The organism is Desulfonema magnum (genome assembly GCF_017377395.1).
GTDB classification, from domain to species: domain Bacteria; phylum Desulfobacterota; class Desulfobacteria; order Desulfobacterales; family 4be13; genus Desulfonema_C; species Desulfonema_C magnum.
Window position 1 is genome coordinate 6,294,907 of the sequence record NZ_CP061800.1, and the last position, 18,458, is coordinate 6,313,364.

The window sequence follows — 18,458 nt, forward strand, 5'->3', positions numbered from 1 at the left end:
TTATCCGACTGAAGCTGTATGAAACACTCTGAATTCAATAAAAAACGGTATGTGAAAGGAAAAATTGGTATGAAAGCATCTCGTAAGATTTTGTCGGTTATCGCCCTCATAATGTTCTGCTGTTTTACGGTAAGCAATTCCTATGCCGGAGATGTCGAGGCAGATGTAAAGAAACTCAAAAAGCAGGTCAAAACGCTTAAAAAGAAGGTCAAAACACTTCAGGAAACAGTGGATGATATGTTTGTGTCGGGTCTGCCTCCTGCCGATTATGACAGCGAGTGGTTTTTTGTGGAGAAAAATAAAAACTATGATAAGACCCATAATCTTGAAACACTACCTAGATTAGCTGTTGTATGGGCTTCAAGTGATAGTAACGGAAGTGATATGTATTTGATGGACGGCATTCATGGACTTAGCAATTACTCAGGATATGGTTCTTGGCTACAAAGAATCACAATGTCTTCTTACAGAGTTTCCACAGGTCCGTATTCTGCTATGTCTGCTTATGGGGTTGATAACCATTGGAATTGGGGCAATGAAAACGGCTCTGGCTGGATTAGGATATTGATGTGGAAATAAAAATAACGCGCTGAGACGATATAGGTAAAAAATATACAGCGGACGTGCGGGGCGCATTGGTTGTAAAGTGTATCGCCAAACCCCGCCCGTCACTGAACACTGCATTATATTTTCTATGCTAAGACTACTCAGGCAGAACGAAACTTTATGAAATCCTAAATAAACGCTCATGAAAAAGCCGGGTTTTTCGCCCCCGGCCATGAAAATATCAGCAGATAACAACCCGGCTTTTCAGAATGTATTTTCACGGTAAATAAAAAAATATCGGCTGCGGTTTGCTGAAAAACTGTTATTGGTGGAAGACTTATGGGATTCCATTGCGCTGGGTAAAAGGTATGAGGCGTATAAAACAGGGAAACAGAATCTTTATGACTGGAAATCCGTTCATAAGACTTTGAAAATCATTAAATCTTTAAGCTTGAAGAAGTAAAATAATTGCCATATAAATCAAGTTATGCTCTTTACAATGATCTTCAAAGTTGATATTACAAGACAAGAAGTTCGGCAGAAAAATTCGGAGGAAAAAGATATGGAACAAATGGCTGTGTTATCAGAATTAAAAAAATTCAGTACGGCAGAAAAAATTTTCATACTCGAAGAACTGTGGGACAGCATCTCCGCGGAGCAGGAAAGTTTCGGGCTGACCGGAGAACAGATGGATGAGCTGGACAGACGTGTCGCAGACTATTATTCATCCCCCGATGACGGCTGTTCATGGGAAGATGTGAAAAACAGAATCAGGAGCATGAAATGACAGACAAGATCACGATACGCCCGCAGGCACTGGGAGAGATCGAGGAGGCGTGGTGGTGGTACGAAGGGCGGCGTGAGGGACTGGGAGACGATTTTGTTCTGTGTGTGGAGGAATCTCTTGAAAAAATCAGCCGCGATCCGAAATTATATCCTGTCATTCATAAGAAGATACGCAGAGCGATGATTCGCCGCTTTCCATATGGAATTCTCTATTTTGTCGAAAAAGATCAGATCGTGGTTGTGGGTGTCTTTCATAGCAGTCGCAATCCCAAACACTGGAAAAATCGGGCATAACCAGTCACTGCTCCGGACGGGCTGCTGAATCGTCTGCGAAGCGGGTCGGGAAAGCTGCCCGCCGGTGAGCTTGGTCGTTAGTGTGCCTGTAAAATAAAAGGTCTGAAAATATTAAGCATTTTAATATTGAAAAAATTGAAAAATATCAGAGTGTGAACATTCCTGTCAGAAACAGTGTCAGCACAAGCAGTATCAGGAAATTTATGAAATTCAAAAAAGATGTTTTAAAACAGATATATAAAAACAGTATAGAGCATCATGCCTGAAAAAATGTCAAAAATAACATACGGCGAACTCGGAGATTTTCTGACATCTATCGGGTTCGAGGAGATAAAAAAAACGGGCATACTGTTTTCCGCAATAATGAGTTTGATTCGCTGATAACCCTTCCCCGTTACCGAAAAAACAAACTCGTCGAATCCCGTCACCTTTCAATGATAAGAGTGAATCTGACAGGGAAAGGCATACCGGGCGGAGACATTTTGAATATTGGGAAAACACATTTGGAACAGACATTAAGGTGATCAGCCAGCCTCGCAGGCAAACCCGATAATGGGAGTACGAAGAATGTATGCAGTTGAATTCAGGACAAAAGTGACAGACGGAATTATTCAAATTCCTGAAAAATATAGAAAAAAAATAAAAAATAATGTAAGGGTCATATTACTGGCAGAAGATTCCGCTGATACAACTTCCGACATAATTGAGGATATTTTGGAATCTCCTCTGAAACTACCTGACTTCAGATCGTTTAAAAGAGAGGAAATATATGACCGGGGCTGATAAAAAAGGTAAGCATTTTAGGAGTGCAAAAAACCGCTTCGCCTAATTTTTGCTCTCCGGATTTATGAATATAACTATGATAATGAAAAAACAGAGGCAGGGGATGGACACTGGCTTTCAACGGAAGCCTCACTCAGTCCCCTGCCGCCAATTATTTCAATCTAAATTCCATAATTTGGAGGTGTGAAATTGAAGTTTACTGACAAATTCAATAATCTGATCAAATGGAAATCTCTTCTCATCATGTTGTTTATGGCTGTCGGAATGATGACGGCTTCAGGTTTTTATGCTGCTCCCCAGGCAGAAGCAAAACCGACGCGTATGATACCCGAAAATTTCAGTGGTCTTGCCGAAATGGTCAGCCCTGCTGTGGTGAACATCAGGACGGTCAAAACCATCAAAGGGGGAGGACGTGTGTTCCGTCATTTCCGAAGACCTTTTGGCGACGAGGACCCTTTTAAAGACTTTTTTGAAAAATTTTTTGGTGAGGATCAGCAGCAAAAGGATTTTAAACAACGGAGTCTGGGATCAGGATTCATCATTGACAGGGATGGTTACATTGTCACAAATAATCATGTGATTGAAGATGCCGATGAAATTCAGGTAAAACTGAAAAATGGTGATGAATATGATGCGAAAATTGTGGGGCGTGATCCCAACACAGACCTTGCCCTCATTAAGATCAAGTCAGAAAAAAATCTTCCTTTTCTCGAACTGGGGAATTCAGATATCCTGAAAGTCGGTCAGTGGGTTGTGGCTATCGGCAGTCCTTTTGGCCTGGAACATACGGTAACCGCAGGTATTGTCAGCGCCAAGGGGCGGGTTATCGGATCAGGTCCGTATGATGATTTCATTCAGACAGATGCGTCAATCAATCCCGGAAACAGCGGGGGGCCCCTTCTTGACCTCAACGGTGAAGTCATAGGAATAAACACAGCGATTATTGCCAGCGGCCAGGGCATCGGTTTTGCCATTCCCATAAATCTTGCCAAAAATATTTTTGAACAGTTGAAAAGGCACGGCGAGGTCACCCGGGGCTGGCTCGGTGTCGCTATCCAGGATATCACCAGCGAACTTGCGGAATATTACGGTGTTAAGAATAAAAAAGGAGTGCTGGTTACAGAAGTTTTCGAGGGCGACCCTGCGGATAAAGCCGGAATCAGGCCAAAAGACATTATCATTGAGGTGAACAGCACGAAAGTTGAGACCACCCGGGAGCTTACCCGAACCGTGGCAGAACTTGGTGTCGGAGAAAGTGCCAACATAAAAGTCCTGCGCGACGGAAAAGAAAGAACCTTTAAGGTCAGGATTGCCAAAAGACAGGATGAAAAAATCGCGTCCAGAGATACCAAAAAGGAAGAAGAGGATGAGCTTGGCATTCGTGTCTCGGACATAACCCCGGAAGTGTCCCGGCGATTCAATATCAAAGAGTCCGAAGGGGTTATTGTTGTTGGTGTCGAACCCGGAAGCAAAGGGGAAAAAGCTGATGTGATGTCAGGTGATATCATAAAGGAAGTCAACCATAAAACCATAAAAACAGTGGACGATTACACAGAGGCCATCAGAAAAATCAAATCAGGCGAATCTGTTCAAATGTTCATAAGACGAATGAACAGCGGGTTTATCGTCATAAAACTGACAAAATAAACAGAATATCCGCGGGAGCTATCCTTTTTTGGGGATTGCCCCTGCGGAATGACGGCAAGTTTGTTCATTTAACGCATTATGATTTTTAACATCTGACACTTTTTCACGCAAACACTTATGAACTACCAGCTATTATCCCCCGCAAAGATCAACCTGTTCTTACAGGTTACAGGAAAAAGACCGGACGGCTATCATGAATTGTTTACGATCATGTGTCCTGTAGGGCTTTACGATACGGTTTCGCTTACCTTTGGCGCTGAAAATATAACTGTTTCCTGTGCTGACCCGGATGTTCCGGAAGATGAAACAAACTTGGCGTTCAGAGCAGCGGCAGTTTTTTTTCAGGCCATGAACAAACATGAAGGGGTGGAAATATCAATAGATAAAAAAATCCCTGTGGCAGCAGGTCTTGGCGGGGGAAGCAGCAATGCCGCGGCCGTTTTGTCAGGCTTAAACCGATATTATAAGGATATTTTTTCCCGTGATGAACTCATGAACATGGGGCTTTCAATCGGGGCGGATGTGCCTTTTTTTATTTTGGGAAAACCGGCCATAGCGACAGGCATTGGTGAAAAACTTGAAATTTATGAAAAACTTAATCCGTTTTATATTGTCCTGATTTATCCGGGAGTTAAGGTTTCAACAGCAGATGTTTACAAAAATTTTAATTTAAGATTGACAAGCAATAAAAAAAGGGTTAAAGATTATCCTTTTAAGAAATGTGGCTTTGATGCGGAACATCATTTGTATAATGATCTTGAAACCGTTACCATGTCAAAACATCCTGAGATCAGGGCGGTAAAGGCGTTACTTTTAAATCACGGGGCAAGAGGGTCGCTCATGTCAGGAAGCGGGGCTACGGTTTTCGGCCTTTTTTCTGATGCGGATAAAGCCCGGAGCGCAAAGCAATTCCTTTCACAAAATGAAAAATGGAAGGTCTGCCTTGCTGAATTATTAGTTTGAAAGCAAATTCAAAACACAAAATTTGAAATCCGAAACAATTCACAAAAACAAACCGGAGATCATATTTTCTTCAGTTGGGGCGTCGTCAAGTGGTAAGACACATGATTTTGGTTCATGCATTCGGAGGTTCGAATCCTCCCGCCCCAGCCAATTTTATTTAAGCGGTATTTATCTTTTATGAACGACAATAATCTTATTATATTTTCAGGAAACTCAAATATTCCTCTTGCAGAAAAAATATGTAATTATCTCGACATGCCCATGGGCGGGGCAAAAGTGAAAAGATTCAGTGATGGCGAGATACAGATCGAAATTAATGACAATGTAAGATTGAAAAATGTTTTTGTTATTCAGTCAACCTGTTCGCCGGTAAACGACAATCTTGTGGAACTGCTTCTGATGACAGATGCTTTCAAACGTGCTTCCGCAAGCAGGATAACCGCGGTGATACCGTATTACGGTTATGCCCGTCAGGACAGAAAAGTCGCCCCCCGTGTTCCCATCAGCGCAAAATTAGTCGCGGATTTGCTGACAGTCGCCGGCTTGGACAGAGTGATTACAATGGATCTGCATGCGGGTCAGATTCAGGGATTTTTTGATATTCCTGTGGACAATCTTTTTGCCACCCCTGTGATTCTCGAATATATCAGGATGAATTTTGCAAATGACGAGCTTGTCATCATTTCTCCGGATGCAGGAGGGGTTGAAAGAGCAAGAGCCTTGGCAAAACGCCTTAAAGCTGATCTTGCCATTATTGATAAACGGAGAGACGCGCCGAACGAAGCAAAAGCCATGGCCGTCATCGGAGATGTGTCAGGGAAAGTTGCCATTATTTTTGATGATATGGCAGATACGGCAGGCACGCTGACTGAGGCAGCCGGAGCCATCATGGAGAGCGGCGCGAAAGAAGTCCATGCCTGTGTTTCCCATCCGGTTCTGTCCGGGCCCGCGGTGGACCGGATTATGAACTCCGCCTTAAAAAGTGTTGTTGTGACAGACACCATTCCTTTGGCAGAAAACGCGTCAGCCTGCGATAAGATCAAAATACTCACAGTTGCGGAACTGGTCGGAGAGGCAATCATTCGGAGCCATAAAGGTGATTCGGTAACCTCTCTCTTTGTATAAGTAAAAATAGTATTTAAGCGTCTGGGTATTTAACTGGAAGTTCCTCAGCCGTTTAAAATCCTCAGACATGATGAATAAGGAGTACTTTTTTTGGAGCTAATCGAATTAAACGCGAACATCAGGACAGCGACAGGCAAAGGCCCGGCACGAGCTTTGCGTCGCGAGGGAAAAATGCCTGCGATTCTTTACGGCCCGGACACGGAACCGGTAATGCTTTCAGTCGGAGTAAAGGCGCTTGAACAGGCAATGAAAAAAAGCAAGATCGGTCAGTTGCTTGTAACCCTTGCTTTTTCGGATGACGGAGGAACTGCAAACACCCGGTCCGCAATGATGAAAGAATTACAGATCGAACCCCTTTCGCGGAATTTTCTGCATGTTGATTTCAATGAAATTTCAATGGATCGGAAGATTCGGGTGAGGGTTCCTATTATCGTAAAAGGAAGAGCAAAAGGCGTTGAAGACGGCGGCATGTTGCAGGTCGTCAGGCGTGAAGTGGAAGTCCTGTGTTTGCCTGGACAAATTCCCGAAGCATTTGAGATTGATGTCACCGATCTTGATATGGGAGACTCGATTCATATAGATGAAATTCCCCTCGAAGGTGATATTGAAATCCCGGCAGATGTGAATTTCACAGTATTAACCGTACTCAGTCCCAAAGGCTCGAAGCTGGACGAGGAAGAAGAGGCCGAAGGCGAAGAAGAAGAAGAAGAGGCCGAAGGCGAAGCTGCCGAATAAACCGTTTCCGAGTACATTTGTTATTTTGTTTATCAGGTTCACTTCAGACCGCGGACAAATGGCAAATGACAAATGACAAATGACAAGTGAAAAACGAGTACACCTTATAGCGGGGCTGGGAAATCCGGGTGATACCTACAAAAAAACGCGTCATAACGCCGGATTTATGGCAGTGGACGCAGTGGCGGACACATATTCCATTCCTGTTGAAAAAAAGAAGTTTGACGCACTTATCGGACGCGGGCGGATACAGGGCCGGGAGGTTATCCTGGCAAAGCCCATGTCATTTATGAACCGAAGCGGTTTTCCTATTCAGAGCATTGCAAATTATTTCAGGATATCAAGTAAGGACATGCTCATCATTCACGACGACATAGACCTTGCTTTTGGAAGGATAAAAATTAAAGAGAAAGGAGGGGATGGGGGACATAAGGGGCTAAGATCTTTAATAGCTGCTTTTGGCGGAGGTGAATTTGCACGTCTCCGCATTGGTGTCGGGCGTTCCGAGATCGGGATGAGTGTGCCGGATTATGTTCTTGCCAAGTTTGATGCTGACGAAATAAAAGAAATGGAACAGATCATCATCAGAGCTCGGGATGCAGTTGTTACAATCCTTTGTAAAGGCGCAAAGGAAGGAATGAACCGTTTTAACAAGAAGAACATTATTATTTAATTCTGAATGGAGGAAAGATGGACGCAGTTTATAACAATCTGCCGATGGTTTGTGCGCTGATTGGTATTATCGGAGTACTTTTTGCAGTTGCTCTTGCCGGCGTCGTTAAGAGCGCCCCGGCAGGAAATGAAAGAATGCAGGAAATTGCCCGCGCAATTCAGGAAGGCGCTGTTGCATATCTTAATCGTCAATTGAAAAGCATGTCAGTCACTGGCATCCTTATTGCCATAGTAATCGCTGCCACACTCGGCGGCAAGACCGCAGTCGGCTTTATCATTGGTGCCGTTGCTTCTTTTGTCGCTGGTTATGTGGGAATGCGCGTATCGGTTATTGCCAACGTAAGAACCGCAGAAGCCGCAAAAGAGGGTCTCGCCGCAGGTCTGAGCCTGGCTTTCAAAGGCGGCTCTGTTACTGGTATGATGGTCGCAGGTCTCGCACTGACCGCTGTTGCCGGATTCTATACCATATTGACAAAATCTATGGATGTTGCATCCAGAGACGCTGTTGTTGCACTTGTCGCTCTTGGTTTTGGCGGAAGCCTTATTTCCATTTTTGCCCGTCTCGGCGGTGGTATCTTCACCAAAGGCGCTGATGTCGGTGCTGACCTTGTTGGAAAAGTTGAAGCAGGAATCCCCGAAGACGATCCGAGAAACCCCGCTGTTATCGCAGACAACGTTGGCGACAACGTTGGCGACTGTGCAGGTATGGCTGCTGACCTTTTTGAGACCTATGCTGTCACAGCAGTTGCCGCCATGCTTCTGGGAAATCTTCTTTTCCCTGATGTTGCCATTGCAACGGAATTTCCGCTCGTACTGGGCGCAATCTCCATCGTCGCTTCCATGATCGCTATTTTCTTTGTGAAACTTGCTCCGAAAAGCGATTACATCATGGGCGCACTGTACAAAGGAATGTTCGGTTCCGCAATCATCGCCGCATTTGCATTCTATTTTGCCGCCAAAAACTTCATGGTCGGACTGGGTGACCTGACACCGATGGCAATTTACTATTCAACACTGGTAGGACTTGTTCTTACCGTTGTCATCGTTATCATTACAGAATACTACACAGGAATTTACGGACCTGTAAAAGCCATTGCTGACGCTTCAACAACCGGACATGGTACAAACATCATTGCTGGTCTTGCTGTAAGTATGCAGGCAACAGCTGCTCCGGTTCTTGCTATTTGTGTTGGTATTGGCATTGCTTACAGCCAGGCAGGATTGTACGGAATTGCCATGGCAGCTATGTCCATGCTTTCCATGACTGGTATGGTTATTGCAATTGACGCATACGGCCCCATTACAGATAACGCCGGCGGAATTGCTGAAATGGCTGAAATGGATGAGAGCGTCCGCGCTGTGACCGATCCTCTGGATGCTGTCGGAAACACCACAAAGGCTGTTACCAAGGGTTATGCTATCGGTTCTGCCGGTCTTGCCGCTCTCGTGCTTTTTGCTTCTTATGTGGAGGAATTCACTCTTCACGGAGCTGGTACGGAAATCAAGTTTGATCTGGGTGATGTTAATGTCATCATCGGCCTTTTCATTGGCGGACTTCTTCCTTATCTTTTCGCTTCCATCGCCATGAAAGCAGTTGGAAACGCCGGCGGCGCGGTTGTTGACGAAGTTCGTCGTCAGTTCCGTGAAATCCCCGGAATTATGGAAGGCACAGCCAAACCTGATTATAGCGCATGTGTGGATATTGTCACCAAGTTCGCTCTGAGCGAAATGATCGTTCCCGCGCTGCTTCCTGTTATTGCTCCGATCCTGGTTGGCCTTTTCCTCGGAAAAGTTGCTCTTGGCGGACTGCTTATCGGCAGTATCGTAACCGGTATCTTTGTTGCACTTTCCATGACAACCGGTGGTGCTGCATGGGACAATGCAAAGAAATACATCGAAGACGGTCATCTGGGCGGCAAGGGCAGTGATGCTCACAAAGCTGCTGTCACCGGTGACACAGTAGGCGACCCGTACAAAGATACTGCCGGTCCTGCTGTCAACCCGATGATCAAGATTCTGAATGTTGTGGCCCTGCTGATGGTGCCCTTCCTGATGTAATAAATTAATATACAGGGGATGCAATGAATTAAAAAAACATCCTCTGTAATTAAATCACCTGAACTTTAAAAAAGGATTGGTGCAGAAATGTGCCAATCCTTTTTTTATTGATTGATTGTTGGTTGAATATATGATATAAATAATATCAGGTAATCCTGCAAAGGGAGTGCTGGATGAGATTCATCATTACTTCCGCGCCATTACCTAATTATTATTATAGTGATAAGATTCAGGTTTGTTCTTATATAGGAAATTACAGAATTGCGCTCAGACCTCCGGGATGTTGAAAACTTCGGAGGTCTTCAGCCAGATTTTTGTTCTTATAGAAAGTTATAAAATCCGGAGTGCGAAAATTATTTTTCGCAATTGCTGCGAAAAATAATTTTCGCACTCCGGATCAGGTTTTGTTTTGGCATGGCTGATTGTCTTTGAAATTAAAAAAAACAAACCGGACGCTCTGACCCGAAAAATTCACTCAGACGAATCAGAAAACGGATATTCTGTCAGAGACGTAATTTTCAGAACAAACCTGAATCTGACTGCTATAATGAAAAAAATCATATAAATCGGCGGGAAAATGAAGAAAAAAACAAAAGAGAGAAAAAAGGTACGAAAGTTTCATGTGGGTGATCTTGCGGTTTACCCTGCTCACGGCGTGGGACGGATTGAAGCCATTGAAAGCAAGGTTGTAAACGGTGAGGAACATGATTTTTACATCATGAAGGTTCTTGAGAATGACATGGTGATCATGATTCCCACTTGGAATGTCGAGTCTGTGGGCTTACGGGATGTTATCAGTGAAAAGGAAATTCCGCAAATTTACGAAGTCATGCAAAAAAAGCGGGAAACAATCGTTGATAATCAGACCTGGAATCGCAGGTACAGAGAATATATGGATAAAATTAAAACCGGTTCTCTTTATGACGTGGCAGAGGTATTCAGAGATCTCTTTCTTCTGAAATTGTCAAAGGACTTATCCTTTGGTGAACGAAAGCTCTATGATACTGCCCAGGTTTTATTGGTAAAAGAACTTTCCACAGCCAGAGATACGGATGAAAAGACGATTCTTTCAGAGATTGAGCTGCTTTTCAGTGTTCCCCAGTAAGCTGTCTTTCCTGGCTTGTCTTATTCTTTTTTTAGCCCCTGAACAGTCAAGATGATCCACGGAAATGTATTCACGATCCATGTTACTGAACACGATGCGGGTAAACGGGCAGACACCATTGTCGCGTCATATGTCTCCGGGTGTTCCCGTACCCTCGCGGCTGCGCTGATCCTCAGAGGGGAGATAAGGGTTCAGGGGGCCGTGAAAAAGCCCGGATATAAATTAAAAGCGGGGGATGAAATTCGCGGCCATATCCCGCCTCCCGAGCCTGTTCCGTTTGAGCCTGAACCCATCGGGCTTGATATTCTGTATGAAGACGGGCATCTGATCGTCATAAACAAACCCCCCGGGCTGGTTGTTCATCCTGCGCCGGGTCATTACACGGGAACGCTGGTTAATGCTTTGCTGTATCACTGTCCTGATCTGGAGGGGATCGGGGGAAAACTGAGACCGGGAATTGTGCATCGGCTTGACAAGGATACGTCCGGGGCTCTGGTAGTTGCAAAAAATGCTGACGCTCAGGAATGTCTGGCGTCGCAGTTCAAGTCAAGGGAAGTTAAAAAGACCTATTTGGCATTGGTTCATGGTGAACCGCGCACAGATTCCGGTGTCATTTTACTTCCCATTGGCAGGCATCCGGTTCATCGGAAGAAGATGTCAACATTCAGTAAAAAAGGCCGCGCTGCTGAAACCTCTTGGAAGATCAGGGAACGTTTTCAAGAGGCAGCCTTGCTGAAAATCAGGCTGAAAACAGGGCGAACCCACCAAATCCGAGTCCATTGTGCCGCGATTCACCATCCGGTCATTGGTGATGATGTCTATTGTACCCGTAAAAGAGGGAAAAACCTTCCTAAAAATTTGTCACTTCTTATACAATCTGCTCCGAGACAGATGCTCCACGCTTGGCATCTTGAATTTACGCATCCGGTTACAGAAAAAAAAATGTGTTTTGAGTCCCCGCTTCCCAATGATATGGACAGCCTGTTAAATGCGCTGAGAAACGTCTGAGGGTAGTCCTGCAAAGGTGTTAGTCACGAATCCCGTTCAGTCCCCCGGATATCAGGACACAAAATCTCATTCATCAGTGCTTGTGCAAGAGTGCCAACTTCGGAAGTCTCTTTGATTCGAAAAAGGGGAATTTTAATAATGGGAGATTTGACTTGTCTCAGAGATGTGGTTACGTTGAAATAAGATAAAGAAAAATGTGCGAGTTGTGGCTTATGTCTGATTGCTAAAACTTTCACACCTGATGTCGCTTATCACTCACTGTATGAAAAAATATTATAATACGTTGGACAGTTTTTATAATATATCGTCGGCAGATCGAAAAAATTTCCGGGCTGTGTGCGGGATAAAAAAAGACAGGTAGCGGAAAAAATCGGCTTTTTCCGGCGGCAAAAGGTGGCTTATCCGGAGAAAAAACCCGGGTTTCTTCCCGGACACAGGTTTTTGCATTTTGAAAATAAATGCTACAAATATATCGCCCCTACGGGTCTTTTAAAAAGGAGTGCGAAAATTTTATTTTCGCATATAGCTTTTAAGAAAAGATTGTCTCTGACAAATCAGCTTGTTCCAAGTTTTAAAAGCTATAAAAGTGACAGACTCAGGAATCTCCTAAAAAATGATCTGTCCGAAAAGTCCGGTGGATTTCGCTTTGCTGCACCACCCTGCATTTTCCTGAATCGGATATATTATTTGTTTCGAGTTCCCTTATGATATGCGAAAATAAAATTTTCGTACTCCTCCGATTTAATGTTTTACAAGAGGAGACTAACTTATGAATTTTATAATCAGTGTGTTCTCTGAATCTTGGAATCTGTTGCTGGAAGCCTCGGTCTATATTCTTTTTGGCATTCTGGTAGGCGGATTGTTAAAGGTCTTTCTCAGCCCGGCAACCGTGGCCAGGCATTTGGGAGAAGGACGTTTTACATCGGTTTTTAAGGCGGCGATTTTGGGGATTCCTATTCCGCTGTGTTCCTGCGGGGTATTACCGGCCGCGGTCTCTCTTAAAAAGCAGGGCGCAAACAGCGGTGCCACCACTGCTTTTCTTATTTCAACGCCGGAATCCGGTGCGGACTCCATTGCCATCACATATGCGCTGATGGATCCGATTATGACTGTTGCCCGGCCTGTGGCCGCTTTTTTTACAGCAATTACAGCGGGCCTGACTGAAAACCTTCTCCACGCGCCAGGACATGGTAAAAATCAGGTAACTGCGGACCTGAGCTGCACTGTTGACGGATGTTGTGACGGAATTGACTGCCCGCCGGAAGTGCATAAGCATCACCATTCCTTTGCAGAGAAACTGGGAGCCGGACTCAGATTTGCATTAAGCGATTTATGGGGAGACATGGCGTGCTGGTTTTTGCTGGGAGTGATCCTCGGGGGATTTATTACGGTCCTGGTTCCTGAAGAACTGATGATTATGTACCTGGGAGGCGGTCTGCTGTCCATGCTCGTCATGCTGGCTGTGGGAATTCCTCTGTATATCTGCGCGACCGCATCAACTCCCATTGCGGCCGCGCTGATTCTCAAAGGCGTCAGTCCCGGGGCAGTGCTGGTCTTTTTACTGGTCGGCCCGGCCACCAATGTCACGTCCCTTACTGTTCTTTTCGGAATTCTCGGCAAACGGGCCACTGCCATTTATCTGACCACGATAGCGCTCTTTTCAGTGGGGTTCGGGCTGATTCTGGATCAGGTGTATATGGGATTCGGACTTTCAGCACAGGCTGTGGCAGGCCAGGCATCCGAGATGATTCCTTATTCAGCCCGGCTGGCAGGAGCAGCTATTTTGCTTATTTTGTCGGTAAAGCCGCTTTACCTGGGACTGAAAAGCTTCTTTATTAAAACATCTCATGATCATCACCATCATAGCGATGAAGCATCTCCTGCCTCGCCTTTGTCGCCTTTTAAAACACCAGAGTGCCGGAGTTCCACATGAGGTTGTCACGAAGGGCCGGGTCGGTCCTGATTTTTCAAGGGATGCAAATCCCCTATGGACGACTGAGAACAGCCCGGTAATTCATCACCGGGCATCTGTGTACAGGACAAAAAGCTGCAACGGGGGAAGAAACCCGGCTTTTTCCCCGGACAGAGCGATTTCCTTTTGCCGGAAAAAGCCGGGTTTCTTTTTTTATCCTGTACAGAGCGATTTTCTTCTGCCGGAAAAAGCCGGGTTTCTTTTTTATCCTGTACACAGAACGGGCATTTAACCAATGCTCCTGAAAGAAAATCATTTTTTTTTGCTATTAGACTTTGCTGACTGGCGCGGGGGTTCTTTTTTTTCTAATGAAGGAGATGACGGGACTTCTTTTTTTTCTAATAAAGGAGGGGATGACACTTCTTTTTTCTCTGAGGGCAGCGGTAAGTCTTCTTTGAATGCTGACTTCTGAATTTTAAGGGAGCTGACTTTGGCGTTTAAAATTCCCCCGGGTTCAACCATAATATCTTTGCATGTGACCTTACCTTCACATTTTCCGGTAGAAAGCACAACCAGTTCCTCCAATGCTCTGATTTTTCCCTCAAACAGTCCGCCGATGGTCACACTGCCGGCCTTCATCTCTGCATAAACAGCGCCTTCTTCACCAATAACCACGGTTTCTCCTATAAACGTGCCCTTTACAATTCCTTTTATGATAACCTTTCCTTTACAAGAAATTGAACCTTCAAACGTCAGGCCTTTATCGAGAATAGAAAAACTTTCTTCCTTTTTCGCCATTATCGTTCTCCTGATCGTCATTGGGACTTGGTCATTCCCAGGGCTTAAATGACAGATGCCAAGTGACAAATGATGATTTTACTCTGTTGCTACTGGAAAATCCTTTTCCAGTAACAACTCTCCTGTGTCTGTAAACACAAACACTGTGGCAGTTTTAAATCGCTTCAATGAGCGTTGATTTTTAGCCTGAAATTTTAAAGTCTTAAAATGGGAAATTGAAAATGTTTCACCAGGCTCTTCGCCAGTGGGCTTTCCTGAAACAAGCTTCACAGGCGGCATTGTCAGCCATCTTCTTTGCCCCCCTCTGTTCGGTTTTAATATCATAATGGCATGTCCTGAGAGCCGCCCTGAAATTCGATCAACGTTTCTTATCTCAAACTCCGCTCTCAGGATTCTTCTCCGTTTATTATAAGAAATATTAAATTTCTCAGCTGAAACACGCAGGGGTTTTTCAGGCTCAACAGGTTTTTTCTCTTCCGGCTGTGCGTCAGCAACCAATATATTTTTTTCTTTATCATTCGCATCCGCTCCGGTCTCATCCGACCTAGGGAGAACCTCATCCGCTTCAGGTTTTTCTTGGACAGAAGCAATTTCCGGAGGCGGGGCCGCCTGAACTGGTTTTTCAGCAGGTTTTTTCCTCACCGGAACTGGCCCGGGTTCACTTTTTGATTCTGCCACAACAGGCGTTTGGATAACAGGAGCCTCTTTTCTGACCTGCAAAGCGGCCTTCTGCTGTTGTAATTCGTCCAAACTGGCCTGCAAACGGTTTTTTTCCTGTGTCATGTTTATATAAAGAAAATAAAAACAACCTGCGGCAATCAGCGCGGCAATCAGCATAACCACCAGTATGACCAGCAGCCCTTTTACCCATCGGACCTGCCTGACTTCTCCGTCGCTTCCCACAAGCAAAAAGGTGCCCTGTTTGCCCCTTTTTGAATGCTTTGGCGGGGTGAATGTGGTCAGATTTTTTTCCAGGTCTCTCGATAAATTTTCCATTGTCCGTCTTCACGTTTTAATATAAGCTGTTTTATGCCTACGGCTTTGAAAGCATTGGATTCATATTTCTGAACAAAGGAAACGACGCGTCTTTGTTTGCTCTTTTTTACAACAAGCTTCTCTTTTGAAACACGGATATACTTGTATTTTTTATTTAGCCGGCCTTTATGCCTGAGCCACGCTTTCAAGTTCATGCCCTGAGATTGGAAATCGCTTGCATAATGGTTTCCATATTCTTGTATGTCCTTTGAAGACCATGCTTTCAGCCAGTCATCAAGCATATTTGCAATTTCATGTTTATCCTCTTTGGTTCCCAAATTGCGGCATGCCATCATAAACGGATTGTCCTGTTTATCCCTGCGTGCCTGCGACATGCCCTGATATTCTTCGCCAATGATTCTGAAGTGATCTTCTGTGAGATAAAATTTTCTGATCCCGGCCTGAATCTCTCTTCCCGAGAAATTTATGACCTGATCTGCCAGTACAACATACGTCCCATTATATTTGATAATCAGGATGTTTTCCAGTTCAACAGAGAACGGCTCAGGAGCCGTATGAATAGTCTTTCTTATCTTGTTCCATTCAGACCACCACGAAATATCCGGCAGATATTCCGGATCATAAAATTTTAAATAGTCATGATATGTTCCGTTTTCAAGCGCGTCTTTCCACTCTGAAAAAATATTGAGAACGGATGTTTTGGCTTCAAGCTTAACATCAAAAGGACCATAGGAAAGCTTTTTCACAATAATAATGGGGGTTCTGTTCAGGGTGATATATTTTGCAATCGTGTCTATGTCACTGTTTTCCAAAGTAACACACCCGCTGGAATCCCTTACCTTCAAAGGTTTGTTCGTGCCGTGAAGCCAGATTTCACTGCCGGTCCGACCTGCAATATGATCCAGCAGGTTCGGGTAATCTGTGGGAAAGGCCCTTGTGCCGTAAATGGGGCCAAGGTCTTTGTCTTTATGCTCTTTTATAAAAAAATAAATCCCCTCCGGAGTTTTAAGATCTCCGGCCACAGCTTTTGCGCCAGTGACTTTACCTGTGGAACAATTCATGCGTAACACTTCTTTGACGGTTCCGTCATTCGCGTAGAGAAATAATTGCTGAGTTTCCTTTTCAACCACTATGGCATATTCAGCACCGTTTCCCGAATCAAGCGGGATGAGCATGTCCGGTATTTGTTCGGAATTCGCCGCTTCATCATGAGACGCGGCAGCACCGGAACTGATGAACATCATCCCGATGATCAATCCTGTTAAAATCTTTATCAGCCCTACAAGGCCAAATCGTTGTACTTGCATTTAAATGTCTATGACTCCTTTCAGATTTGAATGTGTCTTTTTATGGTAACTGTATCCCCTTTTCCAACCCTAAAATGTTGTCTGGCATTCCCGCAATTCACTGAAATTTCAAGATAGCCGCGACTGCTCATAATAGCAAGGGGATTTTGTGATTTTACGCTTGCATAGCTTTGAGATAAACCGATAATTTCATTTTTGCCGATGCGGATGGAAACAGCCTCGGCCTGTTCCCTGCAAAATGTGGCAAGGGTGTTTAAATCAATATTGGTAATGAGATTTCCAAAACGGTCAGCAGATACAATGGTTCCCACAAGTTCACCGCTATCTGAAATGTATGGTTTCGGAATCCTCAGACGCACAAGGTTTTTCAGGTGTTCCGGAGTTCCTAATTGTTTTATCTGAACACCCCTTGTGATATGCGCGGCAACAGGTGCAAAAATATCCCGGCCATGAAACGTCTGACTTACACTTTCTAAAAAATACTCTGATTTGTCAACCCGAATCACCGAATTAATAATTTCGCTATCCATTATACGCGTCAGTACGCCGTTATCCGGGGCAAGAAAAACATATTTTTTTGTTTTGACGGCAAGAATGGCCCGCCCGCTTCCCACTCCCGGATCAACCACAATAACATGCACCGTGCCTTTGGGAAAATACTGATAGGAAGATTCAAGCGTGTGGGCAGCGTGGGTTAAATCCTGGGGATCAATACTGTGGGTAATGTCAATAATCGTCGCAGCGGGATTGAGAGACAGGATAACCCCCTTCATTACTCCCACATATTCATCATCAGTGCCGAAATCTGTCAGCAGTGTGATTACCATGATAACTTAAACCTATGTTCTTTTCTTTACCGTGAAAATACATTTTGAAAAGCCGGGTTTTTTTCTGAAAATATTTTTATGACCGGGGGCGAAAAACCCGGCTTTTTCATGAGCGTTTATTGATAAAAAACAATTCGTTTTGTTCAAGGTTCTTTATTACAGCAATTCAGATGTATTATAATACCTAGTTTCACAAAAGTAAAACTCGATATCAAGTTTTTTATTCTTTCCATGGAAAACCATAACAGCCGTCTTTGTGCCGAGGATTTCCTGAAAAAATTTCTGTAACGATTGACCATTTTTATTGACAAACGGTCATCATGTCATTACTTAATTTGCCTGATTTCGGATACGGATTATTTTTGGCGCTGTTGTCCTTCACCTTTTTTCCGAATTCTGAACGAAAATACGCATATTCGGGGGGGTTGTCTTGTGAAACCATAGCAGGGATGACAAATTTTCTGATGATAACGGATTCAGGGGAAGCCCCCATATGCATCAGGCTAAGAATGAGGGACGGCTGCCGGACGGGGTTTGCAACCCCGTCCGAAACGTTTGCGGGCGGCGATCCGGAAAATATTCCGGACGGGGTTGCAAACCCCGTCCGGCAAAAAACCCCGTCCGGCAAAACGAATTCTGAACGAAAATACGCATATTCGGGGGGGTTGTCTTGTGAAACCATAGCAGGGATGACAAATTTTCTGATGATAACGGATTCAGGGGAAGCCCCCGCCATTCCGGGGAAAATCGGAAAACCGTGACATTCTCAGAAGCCGGACCATGTGCGGCTTTTTTCTGACCGGAAAGACAATGCCGCGGAGACACAGAGGGACACGGTAGAGCCTTCGTGAGACTTCGCGCCTTCGTGCCTTCGTGGCATTAATAAGTACCAGACC

General features: G+C 44.6%; 17 protein-coding genes and 1 tRNA gene. 14 read left to right on the plus strand and 4 right to left on the minus strand.

What is annotated here, in order from left to right; genetic code table 11:
* Positions 1–18 precede the first annotated feature (18 nt).
* The 14 genes from dnm_RS23985 to dnm_RS24050 all read left to right on the plus strand — a co-directional run bounded on the left by dnm_RS23985 (position 19) and on the right by dnm_RS24050 (position 13,655).
* Positions 19–579 (plus strand): hypothetical protein, encoded by a 561-nt coding sequence (locus tag dnm_RS23985; protein WP_207679416.1) that lies wholly within the window; start codon positions 19–21, stop codon positions 577–579.
* A 529-nt stretch (positions 580–1,108) separates the two neighbouring features.
* Positions 1,109–1,333, plus strand: coding sequence for an addiction module protein (locus dnm_RS23990; protein WP_207679417.1), 225 nt, complete (start codon positions 1,109–1,111; stop codon positions 1,331–1,333).
* Entirely contained in the window at positions 1,330–1,626 is a 297-nt protein-coding gene (locus tag dnm_RS23995) for a type II toxin-antitoxin system RelE/ParE family toxin (RefSeq protein WP_207679418.1), read from the plus strand. Before dnm_RS23990 ends, dnm_RS23995 begins: the two co-directional genes overlap by 4 nt.
* Before the next feature lie 567 nt (positions 1,627–2,193).
* A complete protein-coding gene (locus tag dnm_RS24000; protein WP_207679419.1) occupies positions 2,194–2,409 on the plus strand; it encodes a hypothetical protein in 216 nt (71 codons plus the stop codon).
* A 189-nt stretch (positions 2,410–2,598) separates the two neighbouring features.
* The gene (locus dnm_RS24005; protein WP_246556073.1) at positions 2,599–4,056 is read left to right on the plus strand and encodes a DegQ family serine endoprotease; all 1,458 of its coding nucleotides are present in this window, start codon (positions 2,599–2,601) and stop codon (positions 4,054–4,056) included.
* A 117-nt stretch (positions 4,057–4,173) separates the two neighbouring features.
* On the plus strand, positions 4,174–5,019 hold the full coding sequence (gene ispE / locus dnm_RS24010; protein WP_207679420.1) for a 4-(cytidine 5'-diphospho)-2-C-methyl-D-erythritol kinase: 846 nt from the start codon (positions 4,174–4,176) through the stop codon (positions 5,017–5,019).
* A 75-nt stretch (positions 5,020–5,094) separates the two neighbouring features.
* Positions 5,095–5,169 (plus strand) — tRNA-Gln (locus dnm_RS24015).
* Positions 5,170–5,196: 27 nt separating this feature from the next.
* Positions 5,197–6,144 (plus strand): ribose-phosphate diphosphokinase, encoded by a 948-nt coding sequence (locus dnm_RS24020; RefSeq protein ID WP_207679421.1) that lies wholly within the window; start codon positions 5,197–5,199, stop codon positions 6,142–6,144.
* Positions 6,145–6,234: 90 nt separating this feature from the next.
* A complete protein-coding gene (locus dnm_RS24025; RefSeq protein WP_207679422.1) occupies positions 6,235–6,879 on the plus strand; it encodes a 50S ribosomal protein L25/general stress protein Ctc in 645 nt (214 codons plus the stop codon).
* A gap of 79 nt (positions 6,880–6,958) precedes the next feature.
* The gene (gene pth, locus dnm_RS24030) at positions 6,959–7,552 is read left to right on the plus strand and encodes an aminoacyl-tRNA hydrolase (RefSeq protein ID WP_207679423.1); all 594 of its coding nucleotides are present in this window, start codon (positions 6,959–6,961) and stop codon (positions 7,550–7,552) included.
* A 17-nt stretch (positions 7,553–7,569) separates the two neighbouring features.
* A complete protein-coding gene (locus tag dnm_RS24035; RefSeq protein WP_207679424.1) occupies positions 7,570–9,609 on the plus strand; it encodes a sodium-translocating pyrophosphatase in 2,040 nt (679 codons plus the stop codon).
* A 577-nt stretch (positions 9,610–10,186) separates the two neighbouring features.
* On the plus strand, positions 10,187–10,714 hold the full coding sequence (locus dnm_RS24040; protein ID WP_207679425.1) for a CarD family transcriptional regulator: 528 nt from the start codon (positions 10,187–10,189) through the stop codon (positions 10,712–10,714).
* 51 nt (positions 10,715–10,765) lie between these two features.
* Complete coding sequence (locus tag dnm_RS24045) at positions 10,766–11,722, plus strand: RluA family pseudouridine synthase (RefSeq protein WP_207679426.1); 957 nt, start codon at positions 10,766–10,768, stop codon at positions 11,720–11,722.
* Between the two features lie 769 nt (positions 11,723–12,491).
* A complete protein-coding gene (locus dnm_RS24050) occupies positions 12,492–13,655 on the plus strand; it encodes an SO_0444 family Cu/Zn efflux transporter (RefSeq protein WP_207679427.1) in 1,164 nt (387 codons plus the stop codon).
* A 291-nt stretch (positions 13,656–13,946) separates the two neighbouring features.
* Here dnm_RS24050 and dnm_RS24055 read toward each other — a convergent pair whose 3' ends face one another.
* The 4 genes from dnm_RS24055 to dnm_RS24070 form a co-directional block, all read right to left on the minus strand.
* Positions 13,947–14,432, minus strand: a complete 486-nt coding sequence (locus dnm_RS24055) for a bactofilin family protein (RefSeq protein WP_207679428.1) — start codon at positions 14,430–14,432, stop codon at positions 13,947–13,949.
* A 78-nt stretch (positions 14,433–14,510) separates the two neighbouring features.
* Positions 14,511–15,428, minus strand: coding sequence for a hypothetical protein (locus dnm_RS24060; protein WP_207679429.1), 918 nt, complete (start codon positions 15,426–15,428; stop codon positions 14,511–14,513).
* The gene (locus dnm_RS24065; protein WP_207679430.1) at positions 15,392–16,735 is read right to left on the minus strand and encodes a L,D-transpeptidase family protein; all 1,344 of its coding nucleotides are present in this window, start codon (positions 16,733–16,735) and stop codon (positions 15,392–15,394) included. Before dnm_RS24065 ends, dnm_RS24060 begins: the two co-directional genes overlap by 37 nt.
* 20 nt (positions 16,736–16,755) lie before the next feature.
* Positions 16,756–17,562 carry an SAM hydrolase/SAM-dependent halogenase family protein gene (locus dnm_RS24070; protein ID WP_207679431.1) on the minus strand — a complete coding sequence of 269 codons (807 nt, stop codon included), beginning with the start codon at positions 17,560–17,562 and terminating at the stop codon, positions 16,756–16,758.
* Positions 17,563–18,458: the final 896 nt, after the last annotated feature.

Coding starts and splice junctions, on each gene's coding strand:
- dnm_RS24000 (WP_207679419.1), top strand. CDS start 2,194: ATGTATGCAGTTGAATTCAGGACAAAAGTGACAGACGGAATTATTCAA.
- dnm_RS24020 (WP_207679421.1), top strand. CDS start 5,197: ATGAACGACAATAATCTTATTATATTTTCAGGAAACTCAAATATTCCT.
- dnm_RS24040 (WP_207679425.1), top strand. CDS start 10,187: ATGAAGAAAAAAACAAAAGAGAGAAAAAAGGTACGAAAGTTTCATGTG.
- dnm_RS24055 (WP_207679428.1), bottom strand. CDS start 14,432: ATGGCGAAAAAGGAAGAAAGTTTTTCTATTCTCGATAAAGGCCTGACG.
- dnm_RS24050 (WP_207679427.1), top strand. CDS start 12,492: ATGAATTTTATAATCAGTGTGTTCTCTGAATCTTGGAATCTGTTGCTG.
- dnm_RS24070 (WP_207679431.1), bottom strand. CDS start 17,562: ATGGTAATCACACTGCTGACAGATTTCGGCACTGATGATGAATATGTG.
- pth (WP_207679423.1), top strand. CDS start 6,959: ATGACAAGTGAAAAACGAGTACACCTTATAGCGGGGCTGGGAAATCCG.
- dnm_RS24045 (WP_207679426.1), top strand. CDS start 10,766: ATGATCCACGGAAATGTATTCACGATCCATGTTACTGAACACGATGCG.
- dnm_RS23990 (WP_207679417.1), top strand. CDS start 1,109: ATGGAACAAATGGCTGTGTTATCAGAATTAAAAAAATTCAGTACGGCA.
- dnm_RS23995 (WP_207679418.1), top strand. CDS start 1,330: ATGACAGACAAGATCACGATACGCCCGCAGGCACTGGGAGAGATCGAG.
- dnm_RS23985 (WP_207679416.1), top strand. CDS start 19: ATGAAACACTCTGAATTCAATAAAAAACGGTATGTGAAAGGAAAAATT.
- dnm_RS24060 (WP_207679429.1), bottom strand. CDS start 15,428: ATGGAAAATTTATCGAGAGACCTGGAAAAAAATCTGACCACATTCACC.
- dnm_RS24065 (WP_207679430.1), bottom strand. CDS start 16,735: ATGCAAGTACAACGATTTGGCCTTGTAGGGCTGATAAAGATTTTAACA.
- dnm_RS24035 (WP_207679424.1), top strand. CDS start 7,570: ATGGACGCAGTTTATAACAATCTGCCGATGGTTTGTGCGCTGATTGGT.
- ispE (WP_207679420.1), top strand. CDS start 4,174: ATGAACTACCAGCTATTATCCCCCGCAAAGATCAACCTGTTCTTACAG.